This is a genomic window from Cryobacterium sp. TMT2-18-2, from assembly GCF_004402245.1.
In the GTDB taxonomy this organism is placed as follows: Bacteria; Actinomycetota; Actinomycetes; order Actinomycetales; family Microbacteriaceae; genus Cryobacterium; species Cryobacterium sandaracinum.
In genome coordinates, this window is record NZ_SOFU01000036.1 from 310,023 (window position 1) to 336,769 (window position 26,747).

The following is a 26,747-nucleotide window of genomic DNA, read 5'->3' on the forward strand; positions in this document are numbered from 1 at the left end:
TGCTCTAGGAACACCGCAGCGACCGTCGCCGTTTGTACCGAGAGTCCCCGCAGTGGCGGCGACTCTCGGTACGAACGGCGATTCTCGTTCGGGCCGAGCAGTGTGACGCCGAGCCTGCCCTACGCCGGGCGGCTCTGCGGTGCGGTAGCCGCGGTCATCGCGGAATCGTGCTCCACGACGTCGCCGAGTACCTCGTCGATCTGCCTCATGCTCTCGGCCGGGATCTTCACTCCCGCGGCCTCGACGTTCTCGCGCACCTGCTCGGGGCGGGAAGCTCCGACGAGGGCTGCCGAGACGTTGTCGTTCTGCAACACCCAGGCCACAGCCAGTTGCGCCATCGACAGGTTGAGGTCGGCGGCGATCGGCTCAAGCTTCTGCACCCGGGTGAGCACGTCGTCGTTCATGAAGCGGCTGATCATGTCGGCGCCGCCCTTGAGGTCGGTGGCGCGCGAGCCGGCCGGCGGGGCCTGGCCTGCCTTGTACTTGCCGGTGAGCACACCCTGGGCCACGGGGGACCAGACGATCTGGCCGACGCCGAGCTCGCGCGAAGTCGGCACGACCTCGTCTTCGATGACGCGCCACAGCATCGAGTACTGCGGCTGGCTCGAGATCAGGCTGAAGCCCAACTCCTGGGAGAGGGCGTGGCCGGCTCGCAGCTGCGCGGCGGTCCACTCGCTGACGCCGATATAGAGCGCCTTGCCCTGCCGAACGATGTCGGCGAAGGCCTGCATCGTCTCCTCCAGTGGGGTCTCGGTGTCGAAGCGGTGGGCCTGATAAAGGTCGACATAATCGGTCTGCAGCCGGGTCAGAGAACCGTTGATCGACTCCATGATGTGCTTGCGGGACAGCCCGACGTCGTTGTGGCCGCGCGGGCCGGTCGGCCAATAGACCTTGGTGAAGATCTCGAGGCTTTCGCGGCGGTGGCCCTTGAGAGCGTCGCCGAGAACGGACTCCGCCTTCGTGTTGGCGTAGACGTCGGCGGTGTCGAAGCTGGTGATCCCCACGTCGAGCGCGGCATGCACGCACTGCGTGGCGATGTCGTTCTCGACCTGCGAACCGTGGGTGAGCCAGTTGCCGTAGGTGATTTCGGAGATTTTCAGGCCTGATGAACCGAGATAGCGGAATTCCATGCCTACAGCCTAAGCGGATGTCTGTCGAGCCCCTGGCGACCCGCCCTGGCGTCCGGCGTTGCGCGGCGGTGAAGCACCGTTCGGGTGAGCCGAGGGCGATGATGCGGCCCTCGTCGGTGATGACGACTTTCTGTTGTCCGCCGGTGCTGATCAGGTCTGTGACGGCGCTGATCGAGATCGGGGTGTCGACGCCGTCGATCCAGCCGACGCCGCGGCCCTGACTGAAGTCCGCGTTCAGGTCCTGTTCCCGCACATTGACCAGGACCGTGGCCGGGGCGCCGCCGATGGTCGGGGCCTCCCCGGCCCGGGAGGCGACGTCGAGGATCACGGCGAGCACGTCGTGGCGCCGCTGGTCGGGCGTACGGTCGTCCCGCTCGTGCGGCGCCTGCTCCCGTTCTGCCTCTCGGTCGGCTGCGTCTGCCTGGTGGAAGGCGACCGTCCCGCTCGTGCGGCGACAGGTACGCGTCGAAGAGGCGGCGGAGCTTGCCGGCGATCTTGGGCATCAACGCCCCGAGACCGGCACGATGCCGTCGCGTTCGCGGCCGAGCCGGATCCCGCGCATCATCAGGGCGTGGTCGTTGGGCGGGGACTCGTCGGGTGCGAGCACGGCCCTCCAGACCGCACCCTGCAACCGGATCTCATCCGCCGACGCCGGCACCGGGGTTTCGGAGCTGGTGCCGGTGGCCGAGGCGACCAGCTCGCTCTCCGCGGCCTGTACCGAGTCCAGGTCGGTGCACCGCAGTGTCGGCGTCAACGCGGTGAGGATCGCGTCGGCCGTGTCGACGCCGATGGCACCGGTGGCCAGGCCGATGGCCGTGGCGGGGAAGGTGGGCGGCAGCGGTTCGCCGCCGAGGGAGCGATCGGTGCGCAGCTGCCTGCCCAACCGCATCCGTCGCCCCGCGGTCGGCCCGGAGACGAGCGTCAGGCGCTCGAGTAGTTCTCCGGCGGTGCGGCAGCCCCGCTTCGCCGAGAGCTGCCCGGTGCCGAGCTCGGGCCGGCACCGGTCGGCGACCTCCGCCGCGGCCGCCACCCGCAGCGCGTAGACTCGCCGGCCGAGGACCTCGACCGCCGCGGTCACCTGCAGCAGGCCGTCGTCGTCGAGACCGCGCACCGCCGAACACCGCAGGGATTCCCCGAGCCCCGCCGCGAGAGCATGCAGCTCCGCGACCGCCCGAGCCGCCGCGGACAGGCCGTGCGCGGCGTCCGCTTCGGGGTGTTCCAGGAGGTTGATCACAAACCCGAGTTTACCTCATTGTGAACAAATAAACCATGCTAGCCTAGAAAAAACTAGAGATATATCGTAGTTATATACGCCTCCTAATGGAGCCCCGCTAGGAGCCCCGCCCGGAACCGTATCGATGAGGGATCGTTGGGAGGACCATCTCAACGCTGACTTCGGGCAGGTGGGCTACCGATGATCCAGCGCAGCGGTGCCGGATACCGAGAACGACGGAGACCTCAGCCGGTCAGGGCCTTGTGGATCCGCTGCAGGGACACGGGCTCGGCGGCCTTGAGCTCCTGGGCGAAGAGGCTGATCCGCAGCTCCTCGATCAGCCAGCGCCCGCGCACCAGATTGGCGGCCGCGTTCGCCTGCAAGGGGATCCTGCCGCCGGCATCCTCGAACCGTCCGGTGGCTGCCTGGCTCTCGTTCATCCAGACCCGGTCGCGGCTGGGATTGTCGCCGAGCTTCACGATGCGGGCGGTGATGCCGGCCAAGTAGCGTGGCAGGTGCCGCAGCTGCACGAGGCCGGTGGCGCTCACGAAACCGGGGTAGACGAGCCCGGCCAGCTGCGCGCGGGCATCCGTCAGGGCCGGCAGCAGGGCCATGCTGGTGGAGGCTTTGAGCGCCTTGTCGGCGACGCGCGCGGCGGCGAGGATGCGGGCGACGAGGCCCACCGTGTCGAACATGGAGTCCATCACCACGCCGGACACCCGGTCGCGGATGGTGTCGAACTCGGCGCGCATGAACACCTGACCGCCCGGCTTCACCCGGAACAGCACGTCGTCGACGCTCGCCGCGAGGCAGTCGTCAAACAGCGCCTGGGTGCTGCGGTACGGGCTGGTGGCCAGGCTGAGCTTCTCGGCCCCCGTGAGGTGCTGCTGCACGTAGGCCACCGGGGAGGGCGTGGCGAGTAGCAGCAGTCGGCGCACCCCGCCGGGCAGGGTGCGGGCCTGTTCGGCCTCCGTGCTCATCATGCGGATCGCCACCGAGGTGCCCTCGTCGACGAGGGTCGGGTAACCGCGGATGGTGTTGTCGCCCTGTTTGGTGTCGAGGAACCTGGGCAGCTCGGGGAAGTCCCAGGTGGTGAGGCCGGAGCGCTCGATCGCGTTGGTGGGGGTGGCAGCGGATGCCGCGGCCACGCTCTCGCGGGCCTGGGTGCCGAGCCGGCGCTGCAGCTCCAGCAGGTCCTTGCCGGAGGCGCTCGGGCGACCGCGTTCGTCCACGACACGGAACGTCATGCGAAGGTGGGCCGGAACCCGGACCAGCTCGAAGTCGTTCGCCTTCACGGACACGTAGGTGAGCTTCTGGATCAGGGCGGCGAGCGTCTCGGTGAAGGGGACATCGTCGCGGTCGAACATGGAGCCGCGGGTGGCTTCGCCCAGGCCCGACACCCCGACCGAGACCTCACCCGGCGCCGGCGGCAACTCGTTCAACAGTCGCTTGGCCCAGTCCCCCGCCGGCACCACGTTGCGACGGATGCTCTTCGGCAGCGACTTGATCAGTGCGGTCACCAGGTCGGCGCGCAGGCCCGGTACCTGCCAGTCGAAGCCGGTGGGAGAGAGCCTCGCGAGCAGAGCCAGCGGGATCTGCACGGTCACGCCGTCGTCGTCCGCACCGGGCTCGAACCGGTAGCCGAGCGCGAACTTCTGGTCGCCCTGGCGCCAGATCGGCGGGAACACGGCCTCGTCGATCTCCGGCGCGTCCTCGGGCACCAGTGCCTCGGCGGTCATCGTGAGCAGATCGGGCGTCTGGGTGCGCGCCTGGCGCCACCAGGTTTCGAACGTGCGCGACGAGCATACGTCGGCCGGAATGCGTTTCTGGTAGAACTCGAACACGGCCTCGTCGTCGAACAGGATGTCGCGGCGCCGCGTGCGCTCCTCGAGTTCGGCGAGTTCCTTGCGCAGGCTCGTGTTCGCCCGGTCGAAGGCCGTGACGCGCTGGTCGATTCGGTCAAGGTCCCATTCGCCCTCGACGAGCGCGTGCCGGATGAAGAGGTCGCGAGCGTACGCCGGGTCGACCCGGGAAAACTGGATCCGGCGGCGCGGCACGATCGGCACCCCGTACAGGGTGACCCGCTCGTAGGCGACGACCGCGCCCTGCTTCTTCTCCCAGTGCGGCTCGGAGTAGCTGCGCTTGCAGAGGTCGCCGGCGAGCGGCTCGGCCCACGCGGGGTCGACGACCGCGTTCATCCGGGCGAACAGGCGGCTGGTCTCGACCAGTTCCGCGCTCATCACGGCGTTCGGTTGCTTCTTCGCCAGCGCCGAGCCCGGGAAGATCACGAAACGCTGCTGGCGCGCGCCGATGTAGTCCTTCTTGGCGGTGTCCTTGAGACCGATGTGGGAAAGCAGACCGGCGAGGAGCGAACGGTGGATCCCATCGGGATTCACGCTGGGATCCCCGATGTGGAGACCGAGCGGCTTGGCCATCTGGCGCAACTGCTTGTACACGTCCTGCCATTCGCGCACGCGCAGATAGTTGAGGAACTCGTTCTTGCAGAGGCGTCGGAAGGCGCTGGAACCGAGCTCCTTCTGCTGCGTCTCGAGGTAGTTCCAGAGGTTCAGCAGGCTCAGGAAGTCGCTCGTCGGGTCGGTGAACCGGGCGTGCTGCTGGTCGGCCTGCGCGCGGCGCTCGAGGGGCCGTTCGCGCGGGTCCTGGATGGTGAGCCCGGAGACGATCACCATCACCTCGCGGCTCACCGCCTGCGTCTTGGACTCGATCACCATTCGTCCGAACCGAGGATCGATGGGCAGCTTTGCGAGCTGTTGGCCGATGCGGGTCAGTGTGGAGATACCGGGCTTGGAGATGCCGGATTTGTGGCCGGCCGTGACAGCAGCCACCGCGCCGAGCTCGGCGAGCAGGTCGAGGCCGTCCTTGATGCCGCGCGAGTCGGGCGGGGTGAGGAACGGGAACGCGGCGATGTCGCCGAGGCCCAGCGAGATCATCTGCAGGATGACCGCGGCCAGGTTCGTGCGCAGTACCTCCGGCTCGGTGTACTCGGGCCGGCGGGTGAAGTCCTCCTCCGAATAGAGGCGAATGGCGATACCGTCGCTGGTGCGGCCGCTTCGGCCCGAGCGCTGGTTCGCGGAGGCCTGCGAGATGGCCTCGATCGGCAGCCGCTGCACCTTCGAGCGCACGCTGTACCGGCTGATCCGGGCGGTCCCGGCGTCGATGACGTAACGGATGCCCGGCACGGTCAGGCTGGTCTCGGCCACGTTTGTCGCCAGCACGATGCGGCGTCGCACGCCGGCGACCTTCGACGGCTGGAACACCTTGTGCTGGTCGGCGGAGGAGAGCCGCCCGTACAGCGGCAGGATCTCGGTGGGGCTGGTGCGCCCCGAGGAGGCGTACTTGCCCTGCAGGGCGTCCGCGGCGTCCCGAATCTCGGTCTCACCGCTGAGGAAGACCAGAACGTCGCCGCTGGACTCCCGTTCGAGTTCATCGAGCGCGGCGGAGATTCCCTCGATGTAGTCCCTGTCCACCGTGGGCGCGGCATCCGTCGTGTCGTCGTCGTCCCCGTCCATCGCCTCGGCGACCAACGGCCGGTAGCGGATCTCCACCGGGTAGGTTCGCCCGGAGACCTCGATGATCGGGGCCGGCGTGCCGTCGGGCGTGGCGAAATGCTCGGCGAAGCTCTGCGGGTCGATCGTCGCGGACGTGATGATGAGCTTGAGGTCGGGGCGCTGCGGCAGCAGCTGCCGCAGGTAGCCGAGCAGGAAGTCAATGTTGAGGCTGCGCTCGTGCGCCTCGTCGATGATGATCGTGTCGTACTTTCGCAGCAGACGGTCGCGATGCATCTCGTTGAGCAGGATGCCGTCGGTCATCAGCTTGATGCGGGTGTCCGGGCCGACCTGGTCGGTGAACCGCACCTGGTAGCCGACCGTCTGGCCGACCTCCTGTCCGAGCTCCTCGGCGATGCGTTCAGCGATCGTGCGCGCGGCGAGACGGCGGGGCTGCGTGTGGCCGATGTTCTCCCGGCCCAGCTCGAGGCAGATCTTCGGCAGCTGGGTGGTCTTTCCGGAACCCGTCGCGCCGGCGACGATGACCACCTGGTTGTCACGGATGGCGCGCGCGATGTCCTCCCGGCGCTGGCTGACCGGAAGCTCGGGCGGGAAGGTGACTTCGACGGGGATCATGAGCCTTCCATCGTATGACCTCGCGGTGAACGACGGATGCTGCCCGGGTTCGCCTGGTGATCGGCCCGACGGCTGTGGATGTACCGGCGCGTTTTTAACCGCACGATGTTAGCATCAAAGAATGATCAACGACGAAGGGACGGGGGACCGGCACGCCGCCCTTGCCTCCGACGCGCGCCGCCAAGTGCTCGACCTCCTGATGGGATCGGCCACCCCGCTCGACGCCGCCGCGGTCGCGGCGCGCATCGGGCTGCACGTGACGACCGCCCGGTTCCATCTCGATCAGCTCGAGAACGCCGACCTGATCCGGCGCGCCGTCGGGCGCGCGGGAACGCGTGGCCGCCCGCGAATCCTCTTCACCGCTGGACCCGCCGCCCGGGAAGGCGGTGCCCAGCACGATTTGAGCCGGGTGCTGGCCACCGCGCTCGCCGAGGACGCCGACAGCGGGCGGGCCCGGGCGATCCGCGCCGGTGAGACCTGGGCCGAGAGCTACGCCGACGAGCTGCGGGGGAGCGCCGCAGAGGGCATCGCGCCGCTGCTGAGTATCCTCGACCGGCTCGGCTTCGATCCGGAGCTGGTTTCGGCGGTGGAGCCGGCTCCGGCTGCGGAAGCCGAGTCCGCGGCGGACGCCGGTGCCTCCGACGGTGTCGCCGACGTTTCCGCCCCGCTGATCACCCTGCTGGCCTGCCCGTTTCGCGCCGATGCGCGGGACGCCCCCGACGTCATCTGCTCGGTGCACCTGGGCCTCGTGCGCGGGGTCGCCCGCGAGCTCGGCCACGACCCGGACCAGGTCGGGCTGCGCCCGTTCGTGGGTCCCGAGCTGTGCCACTTGCACCTCGGAAGTGAGTGGGCCGAGCCGAGTCCGCCGGCCGAGTGAGCGCGCAGCCCGACGACGTGAACTGACGCGCTCCGCCTCGCGCCGTCTCGCTTTGCCCCGCCGCCACTGGGAATAACGGCCCGGGAGGAGGGTTAGGTTGGGGAGGGCGGGAACCGCCCGGCGAGGAAGATGACGGATGAACCCGATCGAGTGGCTTTTCGACGCACAGCTGCAGATCGGAACCCAGACCATTCTCTGGCGCGAGATCATCGGCAACGCCTTCGGCATCCTGAGCGCCGTCGGCGGGATGCGCCGTAAGGTGTGGGCCTGGCCGATCGGAATCGCGGGCAACGTGCTGCTGTTCACGGTGTTCCTCGGCGCCGTGTTCGGCACGCCCAACCCGATCAATCTGCTCGGCCAGGCCGGGCGGCAGATCATGTTCATCGTCGTGTCGATCTTCGGCTGGGTCCAGTGGTCCACCCATCGTCGGGGGAGCGCGCAGGCTGCCGTGGCCCCGCACTGGGCCGGTGCTCGCGCGCGCATCCTGCTCGGACTCGGGCTCGTCGCGGGCACCCTGGTGCTCACGCCGGTCTTCCGTGCGCTCGGCTCGTTCGAGCCCGTCTGGGCCGATGCCTGGATCTTCACCGGCTCGTTGCTGGCCACGTACGGCATGGCGAAGGGCTGGACCGAGTTCTGGCTGATCTGGGTGGTGGTCGACATCGTCGGGGTGCCGTTGCTGCTCAGCGCCGGCTACTACGCCTCGGCCATCCTCTACATCTTCTACGGCGCGTTCACCCTCGCCGGCTTCTTCGTCTGGATGCGCGTGCAGCGCCGCGCCCGCAGAACCCTCGCCGTCGACCTGGCGGCCGCCCGGCTCTGACCTGCCCTGACCTGCTCCGCTCAGGTTCGTTGAAGAAAGACGCAGGGAGCGTCGGGCCGGGGACAGCGGCACAATGGAGGCATGTCCAACCACCTCGTCGACGCAATCAGCCCCTATCTGCGCTCGCACGCCGACAATCCCGTTGCCTGGTACGGCTGGGGTTCGGAGGCCTTCGTGGAGGCTCGGCTGCGCGATCTGCCCGTGCTCGTCTCGATCGGCTACTCGACCTGCCACTGGTGCCACGTCATGGCCCGGGAGAGCTTTAGCGACCCGGAACTCGCCGATTACCTGAACGGGCACTTCGTGAGCATCAAGGTCGACCGGGAGGAGCATCCCGAGGTCGACGCCAGCTACCTCGCCGCGGCCAGCGCCTTCGTGGGCGGGCTCGGCTGGCCGCTCAACGTGTTCGTCACCCCCGACGGGCAGGCCTTCTACGCCGGCACCTACTTTCCGCCGCTGCCGTTGCCGGGGCATCCGTCGTTCCGGCAGGTGCTCGAAGCGGTGACGGATGCCTGGACGAACCGCCGCGCCGAGGTCACCGCAAGCGCGTCCCTCGTCGCCGAGGCGCTCGCGGCCGCCGCCGTGCAGCGGGGTGACGGCGGAGCGCTACCGAGCCCCGCCGCGCTCGACCGGGTCCAGGTCGAACTCGTGGGCCTGGAAGACCCCCGCTTCGGCGGATTCGGTGGCGCGCCCAAGTTTCCCGTAGCGCCGGTGCTGGGGTTTCTGCTCGGCCGGCCGGGCGCCGTGGGCCAGGCTCCGGAAGCGCAGGCCCTCGCCCTGCGCACCCTGAAGCGCATGGGTGCCTCGCCCCTGCGCGACCCGGTGGAGGGCGGTTTCTTCCGCTACGCCGTGAACCGGGACTGGAGCGACCCGCACTACGAGCGGATGCTCTACGACAACGCGCAGCTGCTCGACCTCTACACCCAGGCCTGGCAGCTCACCGGCGAGAAATGGGCGCAGACGGTCGCCGAGGGTGTCGCCGGGTTCCTCACGACCGTGCTGCGCCTGCCCGGCGGCGGGTTCGCCAGCGCGCAGGACTCCGAGAGCACCGTTGCCGGTCGCCGCGTCGAAGGCGTCTACTACACCCTGGACGAGGACGCCCGGCTGCAGGAGGAGCCTCCCGCGCTCGATGAAAAGGTGCTCACCGGCTGGAACGGCCTTGCCATCAGAGCCCTGGCCCGCGCCGGGTTCGCCCTCGCTGATCCTGACCTCACGACGGCGGCCGCGAGGGCCGCCGACTACCTGCTCACGCGTCACCTGCGCCGGGACGGAAGCCTCGTGCGGGCCTCCATCGCGGGGCGCACGTCTGCCGCTCAGGCCACCCTGGAGGACTTCGGGATGTGTGCACAGGGTCTCCTCGAGCTTGCTCTGGCCACGGGCGAGGTGCGCTATGCCGCGGCCGCGCGCCGGCTCATCGACGGCACGCTGGGGGGAACGGATGCCAAAACGGTACCGCCCGCCGCCGACATCCCTAGCACCGGCACTCCCGGCACCAGTGCTCCCACCGACGCCGCCACCGCCGGCACTGTCACTCTCGGCACTAACGCCGGCGGGATGCCGTTTCGCGCTCCCGACGGGCCCGACCCGGTGCTTGCCGCGCAGGGACTCGCCCTGGACGTCGACCCGTCGGAGGGGGCCTATCCGTCCGGGATCACGGCGACCGCAGAGGCGGCGAACCTGCTCTACCTGCTGACCGGCGACGACCGGTACCGCGCGGCCGCGGTTGCCGCGATGGCGGCCCTGGCCGAGCGCGCGCTCGAACGCCCGCTCGCCTTCGGGGCGGCCCTGCGACTGTCCGGCATTCTGACCGGCCCCGTGGAACAACTCGTGGTGGTCGGGGCGGACGTGGTCGGGCCGGGGGCAGGGCCGGACGGGGCCGCCCCCGGGCAACCCGCCGCACTGCTCGACGCGGTGCGCCGACGCGGGAGCGGGCTCGTCGCATCCGTCACCGAGGTCCAGGCGCAGGCCTTCGCCGACGCCGGCTTCGAACTGTTCCGCGACCGGGTCGCACACCAGGGTCTGCCGACGGCCTACCTCTGCCGTGACTTCGTCTGCCGCCTGCCCATCACCGATCCGGCCGACCTGCCGATGGCCTGACCGGACGGAGACTGGTCGGCCGGTGGCCGCGCCGGGAACAGAATGGACAGATGGGTATACAGATCAAGCGGGTCTACGACGAACTTTCCGCGACCGACGGGACCCGGGTTCTGGTCGACCGGCTGTGGCCGCGCGGCGTCTCGAAGGAGGGAGCCCGGCTCGACGCCTGGCTCAAGCAGATCGCGCCCAGCCCGGACCTGCGCCGGTGGTGGAACCACGACCGGGCCCGGCTGGACGAGTTCGCGGTGCGCTACCGGGCCGAACTCGACACCGCGCCCGAGACGACGGCGGCCGTGCAGGAACTCCGCACGCTCATCGCCCGCGACGAGGAGACGCGAACGACAACCACGCTGCTCTACGGTGCTCGGGACCCGATGGTGAACCACGCCCGGATCCTGGCCGACTATCTGATCGACAAGGCCTGACCCGTCCGCCTGACCCGGCACCTGAGCGGAAATCGCGCCGGCCGTCCGGCCTCCGCAGTGACCTCAAGCCGGTGACTTCAAGCCGGTATCCTCAAGCCGGTGACCTCATACCAGCCGACCTCACCGGTCGGCGCCGACGACCGGACGGACTCCGGCGATGGTCCCCGAAATCACCATCGGGGCCGGACTCCTGGCGACCGCGTCCAGCATGGTCGTCGGCGCGATCGGGTACTCCCGCCTGGCGTTCGGTACCTCCTGGCTGACAGCCGTCGGCCACGACGAGGAGAGCCTGCGCACAAGCTCGACCGCGATCACCGGGCGGTCCCGTCACCGCGGCGAGCGGGGGACGCAGAAGACGTAGAATAGGAGCGGCGCCACCGCGTTCCGCCGGCTGCTTCGCTCCGGTCTCTGAACCGGTCGTTGCTGTCCGGCATCAACGGACGCACTCTCCCCGGCACTGCGTGTGGTTGCCTCGTGAATGAGCGTTCCCAATTCTTCTCGAGGAGGACCATGGCCACGTTCGATCGCCCGGAAACCGAGCGTCGCTCCTCGAACGAACCGGCAGACAACCTGCCCGTGCTGACGCTGAGTCAGGAACCCGAGCTCGTGCTGCTCTCACCCGACCCGCGCACCCGCCGTTTCGACCGTGATGACGTGGTCGTGCGCAAGGGCGAGATCAACCTGATCAACGGTCACTTCACCCCCCACGAGTCGATGGTCAAGGACCTCCTCGCGGTCCGCGACGCGCTCGAACGGGCCGGCATCGACTTCCTGCTCGTGCGCGGCGACGGGGACCGCCCGGTGATCGCGGTCGACCGCAAACGCCGCAAGAACCTCACCCGCATCCTTGCGGAGGCTTTCGCGAACGAACCCTTCTACGCCAAGCCCCTCGACGGGAATCTGACCCCGGCCCTGCTCCTGGCGGACGGCGCCCTGACGACGCTGCGTGAGTCATCCGTCTTCCGGGTCTACCGACCGCGCATCGAGCCGATCGGCCGCCTGCGCTACGGCGCCGAGACGGCCTTCCAGTTCGAGCTCTGGCACTTCGGCGACGATGAGATCGTCGCGCCCGTCGAGAACTCGCTGATGCGGGCACGTCTGCCGCGTGCGGAGGCCCGCGAGACCACGATCGACCTCTTCGGGCGCACCTGGCGCACCCTGCAACACATGTTCGACGACCTCGCCAGCGACGTCAGTTTCGACATCGACATGGTCTTCTCCTGGGTCGACGGCTCGTCCAGTGATTTCCAGCGTGAACGGGCCAAGCGCATGCAGGCCTATGTCGTCGGTGACGGCGACGATTCGGATGCCCGTTTCCGCCAGATCGACGAGCTCAAGTACGCCCTCCGCAGCGTCTACATGTTCGCGCCCTGGGTGCGCCGCATCTTCATCGCCACGGATTCGCCGGCCCCGGTGTGGCTGGCTGAGCACCCGCGCGTCACCATCATGCGCAGCGAGGATTTCTTCCCCGACCTGAGTGTTCTGCCCACGCACAACTCGCACGCCGTGGAGAGTCAGCTGCACCGCATCCCCGGACTGGCCGAGCATTTCCTCTATTCCAACGACGACATGTTTTTCGGCCGCCCGGTCGGACCGGAGCTGTTCTTCTCGCCGGGCGGCGTGACCAAGTTCATCGAGGCATCCACCCGGATCGGCCTCGGCGAGAACAACATTAGCCGCAGTGGGTTCGAGAACGGCGCCCGGGTCAACCGCGCCCTGCTGCGTGATCGCTTCGGCAAGGTCACCACGCGGCACCTCGAGCACACGGCGGCGCCGCTCCGCAGGACTGTGATGCAGGAACTCGAAGCGGAGTTCCCCGACGATTTCGCCCGCACCGCGGCCAGCCAGTTCCGCTCCGCGACCGATATCTCGGTCACGAACTCGCTGTACCACTACTACGCGCTGATGACGGGGCGGGCGGTCGAGCAGACCCAGGCGCGCTCGCTGTACATCGAAACCACGCTCAAGCTGGCGCTGCGTCAGATGAACGCCCTGCGCAAGCGCCGCGACCAGGACATGTTCTGCCTCAACGACGGCAGCAACCCGGAGATCTCCGACGAGGTTCGCCGCGCTGCCGTGACCGACTTCCTCGAACGTTATTTCCCGATCGTCGCCCCCTGGGAACGCGAGAACCAGCTCGTTCCCGGCCAGGCCGGGCACACGCCGCCGTCTAGTGCAGAACCGGGATCGGTGTGGTCATCGGGGGTTCGCGGAACGCTGGCAGAGTACCCGCGGGCATGATCCGGATGCCGTCGCCGGCGAGCCGGCGCGCGCTCTCCGTCGCGTCGATGTAGTCCAGCGCCGGGTAGTCGCCCAGCGGAACGACCGAGTGCAGCACCGTGTCCGCGAACACGTGCACGAGGTTGAAGGTGCGTGCCCCGTCGCGGCCGCGCGTGCCGCCGACCGGCACATTCAGATCCTGGGTGTAGCAGGTGGCTGACGCCACCGACACCGGAATGCCCGCGAACGTCGCGGTCGAGGAGTAGTGCAGGTGCCCGGCGAGGATGCTGCGCACATCCGAGCCGCGCAACACCTGTGCCAGACGGGCCTGGCCGCGCAACTCGACCGACACGGCCAGGTCGAGCACGCTCGGCACGGGCGGGTGGTGCATGGCCAGAATGGTGCCGTCCGGCGCTGGAACGCTCAGCTGACCGGCCAGCCAGCGCAGTTGGTCGTCGGTCACGGCGCCGTGGTGGTGGCCGGGAACGGAGGTGTCGAGCGTGATCAGGCGCAGGCCGCCGATGTAGTCGACATGGTCTATCGGCTCTGTGGTCGCCGGCTCGTTCAGCAGCGTGGTGCGGAATGCCGCCCGATCGTCGTGGTTGCCCATCACCCAGAAGACGCGGGCACCGAGCCGCGCCGCGGCTGGCTCGACGATCCGTTGAGCGGCCCGGTAGGCATCCGGTTCGCCCTTGTCGGCCAGGTCGCCCGTGATGATGATGGCGTCGGGTCGACCGGAGGAGGCTTCGACCTCCGCGAACAGCTGCGCGAGATGGGCGGTGCTGTCGACCTGATCGTACAGGCGACCGCCGTTCGCAAGCAGGTGGGTGTCGCTGAGGTGGAGCAGAAAATGATCCGGCCTGGGGTATTCGGCCGTTCGAATGTTCACGGAGCATCCATTCGTTGGGGCTAAGGACTCTTCGTTGAGTTCGCCGACTCTACTCTGATTATTTAAGCAGCATGGGCTGAACCTTAGGTGAATGGAGCGCGAACACACTGACGGGCCCGGAGGTTTCACTTCCGGGCCCGTCGTCACCGCGAGATCAGGACGTGGTCTTCTTCGTGCCCTCGTGCACCGGCAACGGCTGCTCGGACGAGGTGGCTCACCTAGGGATGGGTCAGACCCGAGGTCGAATCGGGGAAGACCGACTTGTCGAAGCTGTCGTCCTCGTAGGGCCCGGTGTGCTCGTGGGCGGCCTCCGTGGCGCGACGCCGTTCCGCCCCGAAGTCTCCCTCCAGACCCGTGAAACCGCCGATCTGTGCTTCGCTCTTTCTGCGCGAATTTCGGGCGACCCGTGCCTGCCCCAGCTTTTTCCCGACCATCTTTCAGAAGCTACGCCGATACCGAACGGAGTCAACCGCGCCGCCGCGTGCGAAGCTAGAGCGTGCGCACCTCTTCGTCGATCAGCCCCGTTCGCTACCTGGTGGGGGCGTTCGTTGCAATCATCCTGTTCGCCGGGCTCTACCTCTACTTCGTGCGCACCCTCTCCGGCCAAGCCATGGACCAGCTTGCCTTCGACGGCGCGGAGTTCGGACGCCGCAGCGTCACCCCGCTCGCGCAGGAGCTGCTGGATGCCGTTCCGCTGGTCTCCGTCATCGCGGGACTTCTGCTCACCGGGGTGGTGACCGTCGTTCGGCGCAACGTCAGGACCCTGATCGTGGCCAGCGGGGTAGCGTTGGCCGCCGTGCTGAGCACTCAGCTGCTGAAGATCATGCTCCTGACCCGGCCGGACCTCGGGGTGGAGGGCTACGACGGCAATTCGTTCCCCTCGGGACACACAACGGTGGCGGCGGCATCCGCGCTCGCCGTTTTCCTGGTCGCGAGTCCCCGCACGCGCGGCCTCGCCGCCCTCGGCGGTTCCGGCTTCGCCATCCTGGCCGGGGTCGCCACGCTGGCGAACGGTTGGCACCGGCCCAGCGATGTCATCGCGGCCCTGCTCGTCGTGGCGGTCTGGGGTTGCGTGGCCGGCCTGGTGCTGACCCGCGGCCCGTGGTCGATGGGCGCTGCGCCGCGCGGCGGGAAGAACGCCCGCCCGCCCAGAGTCGACCGCCTGCAGCGACGCATCCTGATCCCCTTCGCCGCGGTCGCGGTCGCCGCGTTCCTGGTCACGTACTTCCGCGCGTTCGGCGATACCCCGGGAACCCTCGTCGCGTACATCGGCGGCGTCACCGCGATCGTTGCCGCGGGGCTCGGGATCGGGCTCACGGGCATCCGTCTGTTCGCCCCGCTGCCCTGATCTGACGGCATTTACGGGGGTGTGCCGGGCCGTGCCCACGTGTAACACTGGGGCTATGTCCGTCACTCTTAGAGCGCTCCAGACCGTGGTCCCCCCGACAGTACTGATCCAGGATCAGGTGCGCGACGTCTTCGCCGCCCAGCCGGGACTCAGTCGCCTGGCCCAGCGCCTGGTGACCGCGTCGTTCAACCTGTCCGGGATCGACACCCGGCACACCGTCATCGACGAGCTCACCCTCGACGGCGCGTCGTCCGATCCCCAGTTCTTCGACGCCGCCACGCAGCAGCTGCTCAAGCCGAGCACCCGGGTGCGCAACGAGCTCTACATCGTGGAGGCGACGAAGCTGTTCGTCGAGGCCGGGCGGCGGGCCCTCGAGGCGTGCCCCGGCATCGAGGCCTCGGACATCACGCATGTGGTGACCGTGTCGTGCACCGGGTTCTACGCTCCGGGACCCGACTATATGCTCGTGCGCGAGCTGGGCCTGAACCCCGCGACCCAGCGCTACCACCTCGGCTTCATGGGCTGCTACGCGTCGATGCCCGCCCTACGCACGGCGAAGCAGTTCGTCGACGCCGACCCGAACGCCGTCGTGCTCGTCGTCAGCGCCGAGCTGTGTTCGCTGCACCTGCGCACCTCGGACGACCCGGACACGATCGTCGCCTCCTCGCTGTTCTCGGATGGAGCTGCGGCCGGGATCGTCAGCTCCCGCGCCCCCGCTGCGGGTGAGAAGGCCCTCAACCTCGACCTGTTCGAGACCGTGATCACGCCTATCGGAGAGGGGGACATGGCCTGGAAGATCGGCGACGAAGGGTTCGAGATGATCCTCAGCACCTACGTGCCGCACATCATCGACCAGCACATCGAGGGGGCGCTGGCGCCCCTCTTCGCGCGGGACGTCGCGCTCAGCGCAGTGTTGGCGCCGGCGCTGGTGCCTTCCAGGGTGCCGCCGCTCCTGCCTGCCGGAGTGTCGGAGGGTGTCTCGGCCGGGTCGGTCGCAACCCTGGTCGCCCCGGTTGACGTCGTCCTGGTCACCACACCGGCCACCGCGATAGCGCACTGGGCGATCCACCCGGGCGGGCGCAGCATCCTGGACAAGACCGAGGCGAAACTCGGGCTCAGCGAGGCGCAGCTCGTGCCCTCGCGGGAGACTCTCCGCAGCTTCGGCAACATGAGCAGCGCGACGATCCTGTTCGTGCTCAAGGCCATCCTCGACTCCCCGGCCACGGATGACGGCGAGCGGGTCTGCGCGATGGCGTTCGGCCCGGGGCTCACGGTCGAATCCGGGCTGATGACCGTCACCGCCGGGTAGCGGAAGTGGGCATCCCGTCGATGCATTTCGCTTCGGCGCGCCGATCGTCGCGGAGTCGACCCTTCCTGGGCGTCTCGTCGTTGCGCGTTCCGTCGCTGCGCCGGCGCGCGAGTGACGCCGTCGAGCTCATGGACGACCCCGACTGCGACCCCGACAAACTTGCCAGCACCTACGCGAACTTCCGGTTTGTGAACGCCGTGGTGTCGGGGTGGCGCGGGATGTACCGGCGCGACATCCGGCCATTGCTGTCGAAAACCCGGGAGAACACCCTGCTCGACGTCGGCTGCGGCGGCGGCGACGTGGCGCGGGCGCTGGCCCGCTGGGCCGCCCGGGACGGCCTGCGCCTGCGCATCACGGCCGTTGACCCGGATGCCCGCGCGCACGCCTACGCGACGAGCCTGCCCCCTCTGCCCGGACTGACGTTTCGGCGGGCGCTCAGTTCCGATCTCGTCGCAGAAAGACGCCGGTTCGACGTCGTCGTCTCCAACCATGTGCTGCACCACCTCACCGGCGAACAGCTCGGCGGACTGCTCGCCGATTCGGAACGGCTCGCCGCGCACCGGGTGCTGCACGCCGACATCGAACGAAGCCGGTTCGCGTACCTCGGCTTCGGGCTCGGCACCTGGCCGCTCTTTCGCCGGTCGTTCATCCGCGACGACGGGCTCACCTCCATTCGCCGCAGTTTTACGGCGGCCGAGCTGCGCGAGGTGGTGCCGCCCGGGTGGCAGGTGACGCGGGAGCATCCGTCGCGCCTCGTGCTGCGCCGGGAGGTGCCGGCCGGACCGGCGTCTGCCGGGCTCGCGTCGGCCGTGTCGGCGTCTGGGTCGGTTCTTGCTGACACGGCGTCGGCGAGCGTGTCCTTTCCGGTCAGGAGGGACCGGCGCAACGGGCGCTCTCGATCGGGGGAACCGGAAGGCGCGCACGTGCACGAGCGGGGGCAGGCGAACGACAGCGAGGCACGGGTTCGGGATGTGATCGTGGTCGGCGGGGGACCGGTGGGCATCCTGCTCGCCGGACTGCTGGCGGTGCGCGGTGTCGACGTGGAGGTGATCGAGCAGCGCGGCAAGCCGTCGCTGCGATCCCGGGCCATCGGCATCCACCCGCCGTCGTTGCGGGCACTGGATCAACTGGGTGTGGCGGAGGAGGTGCTGGCCCGGGCGGTGCGCATCCGCGGCGGCGTGGTGCGCTCGGACGGGCGCACGCTGGGCCGGCTGGCGTTCACCGAAACCGTCGACCGGATGCAAAGCGTGATCTCTCTGCCTCAGTTCGAGACCGAGGCCGTGCTGCGCGCGCGCTTCGCCGAACTCGCGCCCGGCCGGCTGCGCGGCGGCGTAACGGTGACCGGGGTGTCGGAGCGCGGTGATCGGGTCGCGGTCGAGACGGCTACGACAGTCGAGACGGTGAAGCCAGGCGGGACGAGTGGGACGGTCGAGGGGGTCGGGACGGTCGGGACGGGCGGCGAGATTCTCGAGGCTCGCTACGTGGTCGCCGCCGATGGCGCCCGCAGTCTCGTGCGCGACCTACTCGGCATCCGCTGCACCGCGCGCACCGGCGGCGAGACGTACCTGATGAGCGACTACCCCGACACGGGGGAGCATCCCGGGGAGGCCGTGCTCTTCTTCGAGCGGGGTGGTGTGGTCGAGTCGTTCCCGTTGCCGGGAGGCCGGCGCCGCTGGGTGGCCATGACCCCGACCCTGCAGACGGATGCGACGTCCGACGACCTGGCTGCGCTCATCCGTGCCCGCACCGGCACGCAGCTGCCTCCGACGACCGCGGCGGCCAGCGCCTTCTCGGTGCAGCAGCGCCTCGCCACGAGTCTTGTAGCGGGACGGGTCGTGCTCATCGGCGACGCGGCGCACCAGATCAGCCCGATCGGCGGGCAGGGCATGAACCTCGGCTGGCTCGACGCGTTGCAGCTGGCCCCGGCGCTGGAACGGGCGCTGCGGGATCCGGAGGCCGCTTCAGGCGTGCTCGGGGATTACGACCGCCGCCGCCGGCGCAGCGCTCGGATGGCCGCCCGGCAGGCCGACTTCAACATGGCGATGGGCGGACCCGTGCAGGGGCTTCGCTTGCGCGCGCGGAACGGCCTCGTGCGCGCCCTCGCGGCGCCGCCCGCCAGCGCCGTGCTCGCCCGCGCCTTCACCATGCGCTGGCTGTAGCTCGCCGCCGCCGGGCGGCCCGGTCTCTGGTCAGCCGCACCGAGAGATACCGGCTAGGGGGATGTTGGTGTGGAGTCCCGCCACAGTCTTGTTTGGGCGTCCCATGAACCGGAGATGATCTCGCCGTTCAGGAGCGGGTTCAGGCATGCTGCAGTGAATTCGAGTGCGGCGTCGAAGTCGTGACAGGCCTGGGGGATTGCTGAGAATTGTCGCATTTCTGCTTTGTAACCGGTGGTCCAGGACGGGGATGGCAGGTGCATGGCGCGGGGCAAATCGATTCCTCGGGCTGCGGGGACACCGGCAACCACATACAGGCCATGCTGCAGCCGCACCAGGGCGCCGTGCTCCGAGAACCTGGCCAGCTGAGCGGCAGTAGCACCAAGACGACGGGCCTGCGGTGTGGTCACCAAACGTCACTGTGAGGAGGCAAGATCCTGCGCGGTACGAAGCACGTCACGAGATTTCATGCTTCATCAATCGCATGTAAACGTTAATATTGAAGTACTCAGGGCGAGATGGTGGTGATCAGGGGGGCGCCCGATGAACACGCCTCGTTGGAGTGCACCCCAGCTGGACGTCAGGTCGGAGTCTAGAACTGACGTCAGATATCGTCGGTTTCTTCATTCCTTGACACTCGCTGGCATGGCTCTTGGAGGTGCCCTGACACTGACAGGGGTGGACGAGGGCGGGACAGGCCCGGGTGACGGGATCGAGCTCTGATGAGCACACCGTGTCGCCGACTAGAGGATCGGGTGGTTCTCCGCGGGCGAGATGTCTCCGACTATGACGGTGGTGTCCTGGTTCTTCCCCGCGCGCTTGGACCGGTACATCGCCTCATCGGCTTGTTCGAGTATCAGGTCGGGAGGGATGTGATCCGGGACTCCGCCGAGATACAGGATGGTGCCGATACTCCCGGTGACCCGTTTCTGGCTCGCGCGCCCGGTGAGCGGCTCGCGGAGGGCGGCATGGAGTCGTTCGACGACACGGTCCACCTCTTCGGGTTTCACGTCCTCGCAAAGGACCACGAACTCGTCCCCGCCGAGTCGGCCTACGAGGTCGCCGTGACGGACGACCGACGACAGTCTGGCGCCGATCTCGCTGAGCACGCTGTCACCGGTGGCATGTCCCAGTTCATCGTTGATGAGTTTGAAACCGTCGAGATCGATGAGGAGAAGTGCTATCGAACGGCGGTTGAGTCGTGAGAGGGTCACCGCGTCGCTGAGGCGTTGTTGAATGAGGCGACGGGAGGCAAGGCCCGTGAGCTGGTCGATGAGTGTTAGTCGTTCGAGTCGTTGGTGGAGATGGATGCGCGTCAGCACCTGGGCGGACTGACGTGCGAGTGCTTCGTACAGCCCGATGTCGTCCGCTTCGAAACTTCTTGAACGTGCGAAGGAACTGATCAGGACACCGAGCGGAGATGCTTCTTCCGACAACGGCACGGACACGAGTGTCTCCACCTGGGCGCTTCGCATCACTTCGGCGAGCCCTGATGACTTGGCCATGGGATCAGCGCGCGAAAGAATCATCGTGTCCTCGGTGCGGGCCAGTACCGTGGCTGGTCCGTCGCCGGACAGATCGAGCAGTCCCAGCGCCGGATTTCCCGATGTCAGGTCCAGCTTCCCCTCGGCGCTCAGGAGGTACATCGAGACGTTAGACGCAGCGAATGCCTCACGGATGATCTTCGTCAGCTGATACGCCAGCGCGGTGTCGGTAGTGGCTCCGGTCAACACTTTCGATGCGTTCTGCAGCACCCTGATCCGAGTTTCCGACGCCTCCGCCTTGCGTTGGGAGGCGAGGAGCTCTCGCTCGTATTCCTGGCGTTCGCTGGCATCGAAGACGGCCGTCCGGATGGTGACGGGTTCCCCATTTTCATCGGTGGTCACAGTGCTGTTGACCATCATTGGCAGCGCGGTGCCGTTCGCGTGCCGGAACGACACCGCCACCTCTTTCACTTCACCTCGCAGGTGGAGCACCGGGAGATATCGAGTCTCGAACATCAACTGGCTGCCGGGTCGGAGGAACGAGACGAACGGCTGGCCGACGAGCTCTTCGCGCTGATACCCCGTCCACTTCAGCAGAGTCTTGTTGACTCGGATGATGATGCCGTCGATCGTTGTGGAGAGGTGCCCGCACGGCGCGTGCTCGTAGAGGTCCTCGAATATGCCCTCGACCCCACGTTCGCCACCGTCAGTCATTTCAGGTAGGCAAGAATGGCATCCGTTAGAGCGTCGGGTGCCGACAGGTTAGGGATGTGGCCGGTGGCTGTGAGAGTGACCAGGGTGCTCCCTGCTATCTGTTGGTGAACGTAGCGCCCCACGGCGGCGGGAGCGACGATGTCGGCGGTGCATTCCAGGATCAGAGTCGGCCTGGTGACCAGGGGGAGGTCCTCCCGGTTGTCGGAAAGGAACGTGACACGAGCGAAATGGCGGGCGATCGTCGGGTCGGTGCTGCAGAAGTTCTCCGTCAGCTCATCTCCTAGCTCCGGTCGGTCCGGGTTGCCCATCATCAGTGGTGCCATGACCGACGACCAGCCGAAATAGTTCGAATCCAGATCATCCAACATTGAGTTGATGTCCTCGACCTCGAATCCGCCCTCGTAGCCCGGCGCATTGATGTATCGAGGGGATGGGGTGATCAGGACGAGAGCGCCGAAGCGGGACGGGTCACGGTTCGCGGCGAGCACACCAATCATCGCGCTGACAGAGTGACCGACGTACACCACGTCGGTCACGTCCAGCTCATCAAGGATCTCGAGCAGGTCGTCCGCGTACCCGAGCAACGAGTCGTATTTCCAGAGACTGTAGGCAGATGCGTCGGAACTGCCTGCTCCAACGTGGTCGAACACGATGACCTTGTAGTCCGCGAGAAAGGCCGGGGTGACCAGTCGCCATGCGCTTTGGTTACACCCGAAGCCGTGTGCGAACACGATCGCACGTCCGTTCGGGTTACCACTCACCGTTACATTGTTGCGCCGCGAGACAGCCGAGAGCTCTTCAACGGCAACAGTCGCCTCCTCGGGCGAGGGCGGCCCAGCTTCCATGAGCATGCGCGTGGCCTTTGCTGTTCGGTAGCCCGGCTGACAGCGTGTGTCCCCGTGGCTCTGCGTCCCCGGCTCGCGCCGGGTTTGCCTGCATGATGAGCAAACGCCCATACGTCGGCTGACTCTATCAGGGGACCCAACCACACGGACCGCGTTCGCTGCTCCCAGTTCTCGTTGTTTTTGCCCTGCCCATTCCGCCGCAGACGCCCGGATTACGACCTCGGCCGGAATCGAGGGCAGCCCCTGCCCGACGACGGGGAGAGGTCCCTCAAACATGGCCGGCGGAGACGATCTCCCCGACGCTCAGTCAAAAACGCGCAGGTGATCGGCCCGCCATACTTTCGCGCGGCGACTCTTCGATCCGGCGATGAATGGCGTGTGTGTTACACGAAAGTGTTCGAGTCCTGCTGATCAGCTCGGTAAAGACATCGTCCCCCCTGGTGCAGCACGGCGGTACCGTCCCCATCGAGCGGACCTGGTCTGGCCGTCTCCTCGCGCGGGCTACCCGCTGGGTCAGCAGTCGATTGGGCCCGCATGCGGCGCTGATCATAATCTTGGTGATCGGTGCCCTTATCGCGATCGTTTCTGGTGACCATCGCAGGAAAACAACTCATTGCCCGCGCCCGTCCTCCGCTGACTGACGCCGTGGGATCGTTCTGTTGCGACCCCAGGTTGCGTATCCGGCCGGCGCCGACTCCTGTTGCCAGGCGTTGAAGCCGTCATCGTCAACCGTCTGGCGCCCCGCTTCCAAAGCTGCGAAAGCGGCCTCGAAAAGCAGATCTCCGCGCCGCTTCCCAATGAGCGTGTGAGCATCGGACGGCTCATCGACGAGATATGCCGCCGGAGGAGTGATCAGCACCAACCTGGCAACACTGAGTGTGAACTGCGCCGCGCAGGCAAGGGCCAATCTTGTTCCCGCTGAGTGAGCCATCAGAACGACGCGATCAAGGCCGAGATGGACACGCAGGTGCTCGATGTCGTCGGTAAGAGATGGCCTGACTTGACCGGGAAGTTTCGAGGGACTTTGCTTTGACGAGTACACGCTGGGAGGCGATGTTCCTTACCCGGGGTTGCCCTTGGATTAACCTTCGGTACTGTGAATGGGATTGCAGAATCTATTTCATCCGTCGAATTCGCATTAGGAGGTCATCATGCCCAACGCCATCGAGACTGTCGACGTCAACGTTCCCGTTACCGTCGCGTACAACCAGTGGACAAAATTCGAGGAGTTTCCAAAGTTTCTTAGTTTTGTTGAATCCGTGACGCAGGTGACCGACACTCTCACCGAGTGGAAGGTTAAAGTCGGCGGCGTGGAGCGCGTGTTTGAGGCTCGGATAACTGAGCAGCACCCTGATGAGCGTGTTGCCTGGAACAGCACCGGCGGCCAGGTTGACCACGCGGGAGTTGTCACGTTCCATAAGTTGGCCGCGAACGAGACACGGGTGACGGTACAACTTGACTGGGAGGCGACAGGGCTGCTTGAGAAAGCTGGGGCCGCTCTCGGTATCGACAATCACGCCATTAAGAAAGACCTCACGAACTTTAAGGAGTTCATCGAGGCGAAGGGAACCGATGATGGTGGATGGCGCGGAGATGTGCAGGCCTGACGCTGCCTGAAGACCAACCCACGACTCGAGATAGTCCGGACCTCACACCAGAGTTCGACCGCTTGAGGTGACGCGACGCTCGCAGCGCTTGGCAGGTTGTCAGAGACATTGAGCCGAGTTTGACCGTGCAGGCCTACCCCGGCGCCGCCGCGTGAATCGGTATCGCTGGTCCTTTGTTCAGTTGTTCAAAACCGTATTTAGATTCGCCACGGGCCAAGCCTGAGTTTTCCAGGGCCGACGATTTCTTCAACATTCCAGGGGCACTCCGGCTCCGTTTTCACCTGGTGGCGGCCGCGCGCTCAGTTGTCCCTAACGTGGCGACAGCTTGCGAAGGGCACTGGCTTTATGCGCAGCTTCGGCATCCGTCTTCTCAGATTTCACGATAAACGCAGGGTCATCTTTCGAGGCGTGGAACGTTTTGCCCGCGAAGTCGAAATCGCTCGTCTTCTTCTCGATTACCTCCCCCTGAGTTCGCCCCTGAGACGTTGCCCAACTCACCCGGTCGCCTGTGCTGAAGTCTGTCATTCTTGAAGCATACGGACGGCGACGGACCTGGGCTAGCGGGTTGGGCTGAGTGTCATGTTCCTGTCGGTTCTCGGGGAAGATCGTGCCCGCGCATTCGTTTTCCGCGCATGGTTGTCACGCACTCGATTACAAGGGTGGCGAACCGCTTGTGAAGATCTCTCCACCTCTCAGCGGGACGTGGCCGACTCAGCCGGGCACTGCCGCCCATAATACTCAATTCTTGCCATTTTCTTCTCGAACACCCCCCTGATGGCCCAATCGCGATCCTGTCGGGGACGCCCGTCGTCGTAGGGGGACACGCACAACCCACACAACTCTGGCCGCTGCAGGTTCCGACTGGATGGAACAGGGCGACGCTTCACCCCGATCGAGGGCCTCCCTTCGCGCAAATATTCGGAAATCTGCGCGGGCGTGGCCGCCGCTCGCCGGAGTCTCCTGAGTTGGCCACAACGTGTGCGCGGATGCTGATGCTGCTGCCCGATTCGGGGTGCAGGTCGGTTCGTGCACAACTCCGTCAATTCGGCGGAGCTGCGGTACGGATGCCCGGAACGCCTGGGAGGTTCCGGGCACGCACCAGAATTTGTAGGAGTTATGCACCGGGGCGACGGATGACCCGGGCCGGCCGGGTGGTGCGGGCCGGGCGGGGCTGGCCCGGTCGGGCAGGTCGTTGGGGCTAACTCAGGAGAAACGAGCGCACGGCGCGGCCTGCCCGCAGATTCATGCGGAACTTTGCGGAGCTGGAACCGCAGCTCGTGGAATCTCCTGAGTTAGCCACGGAATGGAAGGCTCAGCTGGGTGTGCGCAGAGCCGGGCCGCACAGGCCGGGCCGCGACGGGCCGCACCGGCCGGGCCGACCGGGCCGGGCCGGGCCGCGGCTAGCCGACGCTGGCCGGTGGGGTCCGGAGGCCGCGCACTGCAACGTCGCCGACGATCGCGGGGATGATCGGGGTGGAGGTGACCTGGCCGGTGACCGGATCGGGTTCCAGGCCGAGCACGGTGCCGAGCACGGAGACCGCCGCCGCCGCCGACCAGGCCTGCGGGCGGCAGGCGGCCGGGTAGGGAACCGCGGCGGCAACCAGGGAGGACGCGTCGCCCGAGTGCAGTTCCGGCATGCGGTAGTCGAATGATTCGGCCGCCGCGAGCAGCCCCTCGATCAGGATGCCGGCCTCGGCGCCGAAACCGGCGCGCCCCAGACCGGCGATCGCGATCGCGGTGTCGTGGGTCCACACCGAGCCGCCGTGGTAGCTCAGCGGCCAGTAGCCGACGGAGTCCGTCGACATCGTGCGGAGACCGTAGCCGGAGTTCAACTCCGGGGACACGAGCCGGGCGGCCACGAGGGCGGACTCCTCCGCGGAGAGCAGCCCGGTTCCGAGCAGGTGGCCGATGTTGCTGGTCACGGTGTCGACCGGGCGCTTGAAGGCGTCGAGGGCGACGGCCGGGTAGCGGCCGGCGGGCGCGTCGATCCAGAACGAGTCCCGGAACCGGGTCTGGAGCGCGGCCGCCCGGGCGCGCCAGGCGTCGCCGCCGGCCCTGCCGAAGGCGTCGAGCAGTTCGGCGCCGCCGATATAGGCCTCGTAGGCGTAGGCCTGCACCTCGCAGAGGGCGATCGGTCCATCGGCGAGGCTGCCGTCGCGCCACTGGATCGAGTCGCCGGAGTCCTTCCAGCCCTGGTTCGCGAGGCCGTGGCCGGTGATGTCGACGTATTCGAGGAAGCCGTCGCCGTCGCTGTCGCCGAAGTCGCGCATCCAGCCGAGGGCCGCTTCGAGGGCAGGCAGCAGAGCCTCGACCTCTTCGGTGGCCAAACCCCAACGGTAGGCGTCGCGCAGCAGGCAGATCCAGAGCGGGGTGGCGTCGACGGTGCCGTAGTACAGCGGCGGCAGCGACAGGCTCTCGCCGGGCATCGAGTACACATCGGGGCGCAGTTCGTGCATGATCTTGCCGGGCTGTTCCGCGGTCTCGGTGTCGCTCTTGGTGCCCTGCAGCTGCGCGAGCAGGCGCAGCGTGGAGCCAGCGATCTCGGTGCCGAGCGGCAGCAGGAAGCGCGCCGCCCACAGGGAATCCCGGCCGAACAGGGTGAAGAACCAGGGGGCGCCGGCGGCCAGGAACGGCTCGGCCGGACTCGTCGTGGTGGCCATCCGCAGACCGGTCAGGTCGTCGAGCGCACGTGCCACCCAGCGGCCGAGGCGTGCATCGCCGGAGCGCACCGACACCCCGGACCACTCAGGCAGCCCCGCTGCGGCCTGCACCACGGTGGCCGCGTGCGCGATCTCGACGGTCCACTCCACGGTGACGCTGCTTTTCGCGGGCACGGTGACCGACCAGGTGCCGGTGACCTCGGTGTCAGCCTCGGCGGTCGAGCCGGTCAGCACCCCGTCGTCGCTCACCCCCACCAGCGCCGCCACGGTGTCGGTCGACAGACGGATGCCCCCGCTCGCCTCCGTCACAACGACATCCGGTGCCGCGGGCAGGTCCACGCCCCCGAAAGCGTCGCGCTCGGCGGCCCCCGCGAGGCCGGCCTTCACGGTCTGCATATCGGCGAAATCGGGCGTCAGGCGCACGGACACTGTCGTGTCGACAGCCTGCTCGAGTCCCGAGATGATCTCGATCCGTTCGGTCAGGCGGCCCGCGGTGACCGTGCGGGTGACTTCGAGCCGCAGTCGGGGGTCGGCGGTGCGGTCGTCGAGGTGACGGAGCAGCGACGTGAAGGTGACCTCTCCCGCGCCGCGCTGGGCGTGTCCGATCGCTTCGCCGGTTCGGCCGCCGACCAGCAGGGACCAGCCGGAGAGGATCCGGGTGTCCGCGTGGTACAAGCCGTGGATGGGTTTGTCAGTCTGTCCGTCGGACCGCGACCACGCCTGGGTCGGGGCCGCCAGAACGATGGCGGAGTCATGGAGCAGAGGCTGGACGGGGTGAGAGAACATAAGCGAGGTACGACTCCAGAGGGGT

The 26,747-nt window shown here is 67.6% G+C and carries 20 protein-coding genes, 1 pseudogene and 1 riboswitch; of the genes and pseudogenes, 10 read left to right on the plus strand and 11 right to left on the minus strand.

What is annotated here, in order from left to right:
- Positions 1 to 119: 119 nt before the first annotated feature.
- The 3 genes and pseudogenes from E3O22_RS12605 to hrpA form a co-directional block, all read right to left on the minus strand.
- A complete protein-coding gene (locus E3O22_RS12605) occupies positions 120 to 1,130 on the minus strand; it encodes an aldo/keto reductase family protein (RefSeq protein WP_104099560.1) in 1,011 nt (336 codons plus the stop codon).
- A gap of 112 nt (positions 1,131 to 1,242) precedes the next feature.
- A pseudogene (locus E3O22_RS16430) lies at positions 1,243 to 2,364 on the minus strand (DUF222 domain-containing protein); the annotation flags it as partial.
- A 224-nt stretch (positions 2,365 to 2,588) separates the two neighbouring features.
- On the minus strand, positions 2,589 to 6,485 hold the full coding sequence (gene hrpA, locus E3O22_RS12620) for an ATP-dependent RNA helicase HrpA (RefSeq protein ID WP_134394952.1): 3,897 nt from the start codon (positions 6,483 to 6,485) through the stop codon (positions 2,589 to 2,591).
- Positions 6,486 to 6,606: 121 nt separating this feature from the next.
- On the opposite strand from hrpA, the gene E3O22_RS12625 reads away from it, so the two are divergent.
- The 6 genes from E3O22_RS12625 (at position 6,607) to E3O22_RS12650 (ending at position 12,945) form a co-directional block, all read left to right on the plus strand.
- The gene (locus E3O22_RS12625; protein WP_134394951.1) at positions 6,607 to 7,362 is read left to right on the plus strand and encodes a metalloregulator ArsR/SmtB family transcription factor; all 756 of its coding nucleotides are present in this window, start codon (positions 6,607 to 6,609) and stop codon (positions 7,360 to 7,362) included.
- Between the two features lie 136 nt (positions 7,363 to 7,498).
- Positions 7,499 to 8,182 carry a nicotinamide riboside transporter PnuC gene (gene pnuC, locus E3O22_RS12630; protein ID WP_134394950.1) on the plus strand — a complete coding sequence of 228 codons (684 nt, stop codon included), beginning with the start codon at positions 7,499 to 7,501 and terminating at the stop codon, positions 8,180 to 8,182.
- Positions 8,183 to 8,263: 81 nt separating this feature from the next.
- The gene (locus E3O22_RS12635) at positions 8,264 to 10,279 is read left to right on the plus strand and encodes a thioredoxin domain-containing protein (RefSeq protein ID WP_134394949.1); all 2,016 of its coding nucleotides are present in this window, start codon (positions 8,264 to 8,266) and stop codon (positions 10,277 to 10,279) included.
- A 50-nt stretch (positions 10,280 to 10,329) separates the two neighbouring features.
- Positions 10,330 to 10,704 carry a DUF488 domain-containing protein gene (locus E3O22_RS12640; protein WP_134394948.1) on the plus strand — a complete coding sequence of 125 codons (375 nt, stop codon included), beginning with the start codon at positions 10,330 to 10,332 and terminating at the stop codon, positions 10,702 to 10,704.
- A 157-nt stretch (positions 10,705 to 10,861) separates the two neighbouring features.
- Positions 10,862 to 11,065 carry a hypothetical protein gene (locus E3O22_RS12645; RefSeq protein ID WP_134394947.1) on the plus strand — a complete coding sequence of 68 codons (204 nt, stop codon included), beginning with the start codon at positions 10,862 to 10,864 and terminating at the stop codon, positions 11,063 to 11,065.
- Positions 11,066 to 11,214: 149 nt separating this feature from the next.
- Complete coding sequence (locus E3O22_RS12650; RefSeq protein WP_134394946.1) at positions 11,215 to 12,945, plus strand: stealth family protein; 1,731 nt, start codon at positions 11,215 to 11,217, stop codon at positions 12,943 to 12,945.
- Here the strand turns inward: E3O22_RS12650 and E3O22_RS12655 are convergent.
- Complete coding sequence (locus tag E3O22_RS12655; RefSeq protein ID WP_134394945.1) at positions 12,875 to 13,813, minus strand: phosphodiesterase; 939 nt, start codon at positions 13,811 to 13,813, stop codon at positions 12,875 to 12,877. The two genes, E3O22_RS12650 and E3O22_RS12655, sit on opposite strands and share 71 nt — an antisense overlap.
- A 218-nt stretch (positions 13,814 to 14,031) precedes the next feature.
- Positions 14,032 to 14,247 (minus strand): hypothetical protein, encoded by a 216-nt coding sequence (locus E3O22_RS12660; protein WP_134394944.1) that lies wholly within the window; start codon positions 14,245 to 14,247, stop codon positions 14,032 to 14,034.
- 62 nt (positions 14,248 to 14,309) lie between these two features.
- On the opposite strand from E3O22_RS12660, the gene E3O22_RS12665 reads away from it, so the two are divergent.
- The 3 genes from E3O22_RS12665 (at position 14,310) to E3O22_RS16435 (ending at position 18,629) form a co-directional block, all read left to right on the plus strand.
- Complete coding sequence (locus tag E3O22_RS12665) at positions 14,310 to 15,161, plus strand: phosphatase PAP2 family protein (RefSeq protein ID WP_134394943.1); 852 nt, start codon at positions 14,310 to 14,312, stop codon at positions 15,159 to 15,161.
- Between the two features lie 55 nt (positions 15,162 to 15,216).
- Positions 15,217 to 16,470: a type III polyketide synthase gene (locus E3O22_RS12670; protein ID WP_241976637.1), complete on the plus strand. Its 1,254-nt coding sequence runs from the start codon at positions 15,217 to 15,219 to the stop codon at positions 16,468 to 16,470.
- Between the two features lie 80 nt (positions 16,471 to 16,550).
- A complete protein-coding gene (locus E3O22_RS16435; RefSeq protein WP_241976638.1) occupies positions 16,551 to 18,629 on the plus strand; it encodes an FAD-dependent monooxygenase in 2,079 nt (692 codons plus the stop codon).
- Between the two features lie 53 nt (positions 18,630 to 18,682).
- Here the strand turns inward: E3O22_RS16435 and E3O22_RS12685 are convergent, their stop codons facing one another.
- The 4 genes from E3O22_RS12685 to E3O22_RS12700 all read right to left on the minus strand — a co-directional run bounded on the left by E3O22_RS12685 (position 18,683) and on the right by E3O22_RS12700 (position 22,711).
- Complete coding sequence (locus E3O22_RS12685) at positions 18,683 to 19,036, minus strand: type IV toxin-antitoxin system AbiEi family antitoxin domain-containing protein (RefSeq protein ID WP_166784643.1); 354 nt, start codon at positions 19,034 to 19,036, stop codon at positions 18,683 to 18,685.
- A gap of 333 nt (positions 19,037 to 19,369) precedes the next feature.
- Positions 19,370 to 20,824, minus strand: a complete 1,455-nt coding sequence (locus tag E3O22_RS12690) for a diguanylate cyclase domain-containing protein (protein WP_134394941.1) — start codon at positions 20,822 to 20,824, stop codon at positions 19,370 to 19,372.
- A complete protein-coding gene (locus E3O22_RS12695) occupies positions 20,821 to 21,675 on the minus strand; it encodes an alpha/beta hydrolase (protein ID WP_347232340.1) in 855 nt (284 codons plus the stop codon). Before E3O22_RS12695 ends, E3O22_RS12690 begins: the two co-directional genes overlap by 4 nt.
- 17 nt (positions 21,676 to 21,692) lie before the next feature.
- Positions 21,693 to 21,768, minus strand: a riboswitch (cyclic di-GMP riboswitch).
- Between the two features lie 511 nt (positions 21,769 to 22,279).
- Positions 22,280 to 22,711 (minus strand): alpha/beta fold hydrolase, encoded by a 432-nt coding sequence (locus E3O22_RS12700; RefSeq protein ID WP_134394940.1) that lies wholly within the window; start codon positions 22,709 to 22,711, stop codon positions 22,280 to 22,282.
- Positions 22,712 to 22,820: 109 nt separating this feature from the next.
- On the opposite strand from E3O22_RS12700, the gene E3O22_RS12705 reads away from it, so the two are divergent.
- Complete coding sequence (locus E3O22_RS12705) at positions 22,821 to 23,276, plus strand: SRPBCC family protein (protein WP_134394939.1); 456 nt, start codon at positions 22,821 to 22,823, stop codon at positions 23,274 to 23,276.
- Positions 23,277 to 23,585: 309 nt separating this feature from the next.
- Here E3O22_RS12705 and E3O22_RS12710 read toward each other — a convergent pair whose 3' ends face one another.
- Both E3O22_RS12710 and E3O22_RS12715 read right to left on the minus strand, forming a co-directional pair.
- Positions 23,586 to 23,801 (minus strand): DUF2945 domain-containing protein, encoded by a 216-nt coding sequence (locus E3O22_RS12710; RefSeq protein ID WP_104194386.1) that lies wholly within the window; start codon positions 23,799 to 23,801, stop codon positions 23,586 to 23,588.
- 875 nt (positions 23,802 to 24,676) lie between these two features.
- Positions 24,677 to 26,722, minus strand: a complete 2,046-nt coding sequence (locus E3O22_RS12715) for a glycogen debranching N-terminal domain-containing protein (RefSeq protein ID WP_134393708.1) — start codon at positions 26,720 to 26,722, stop codon at positions 24,677 to 24,679.
- Positions 26,723 to 26,747 lie beyond the last annotated feature (25 nt).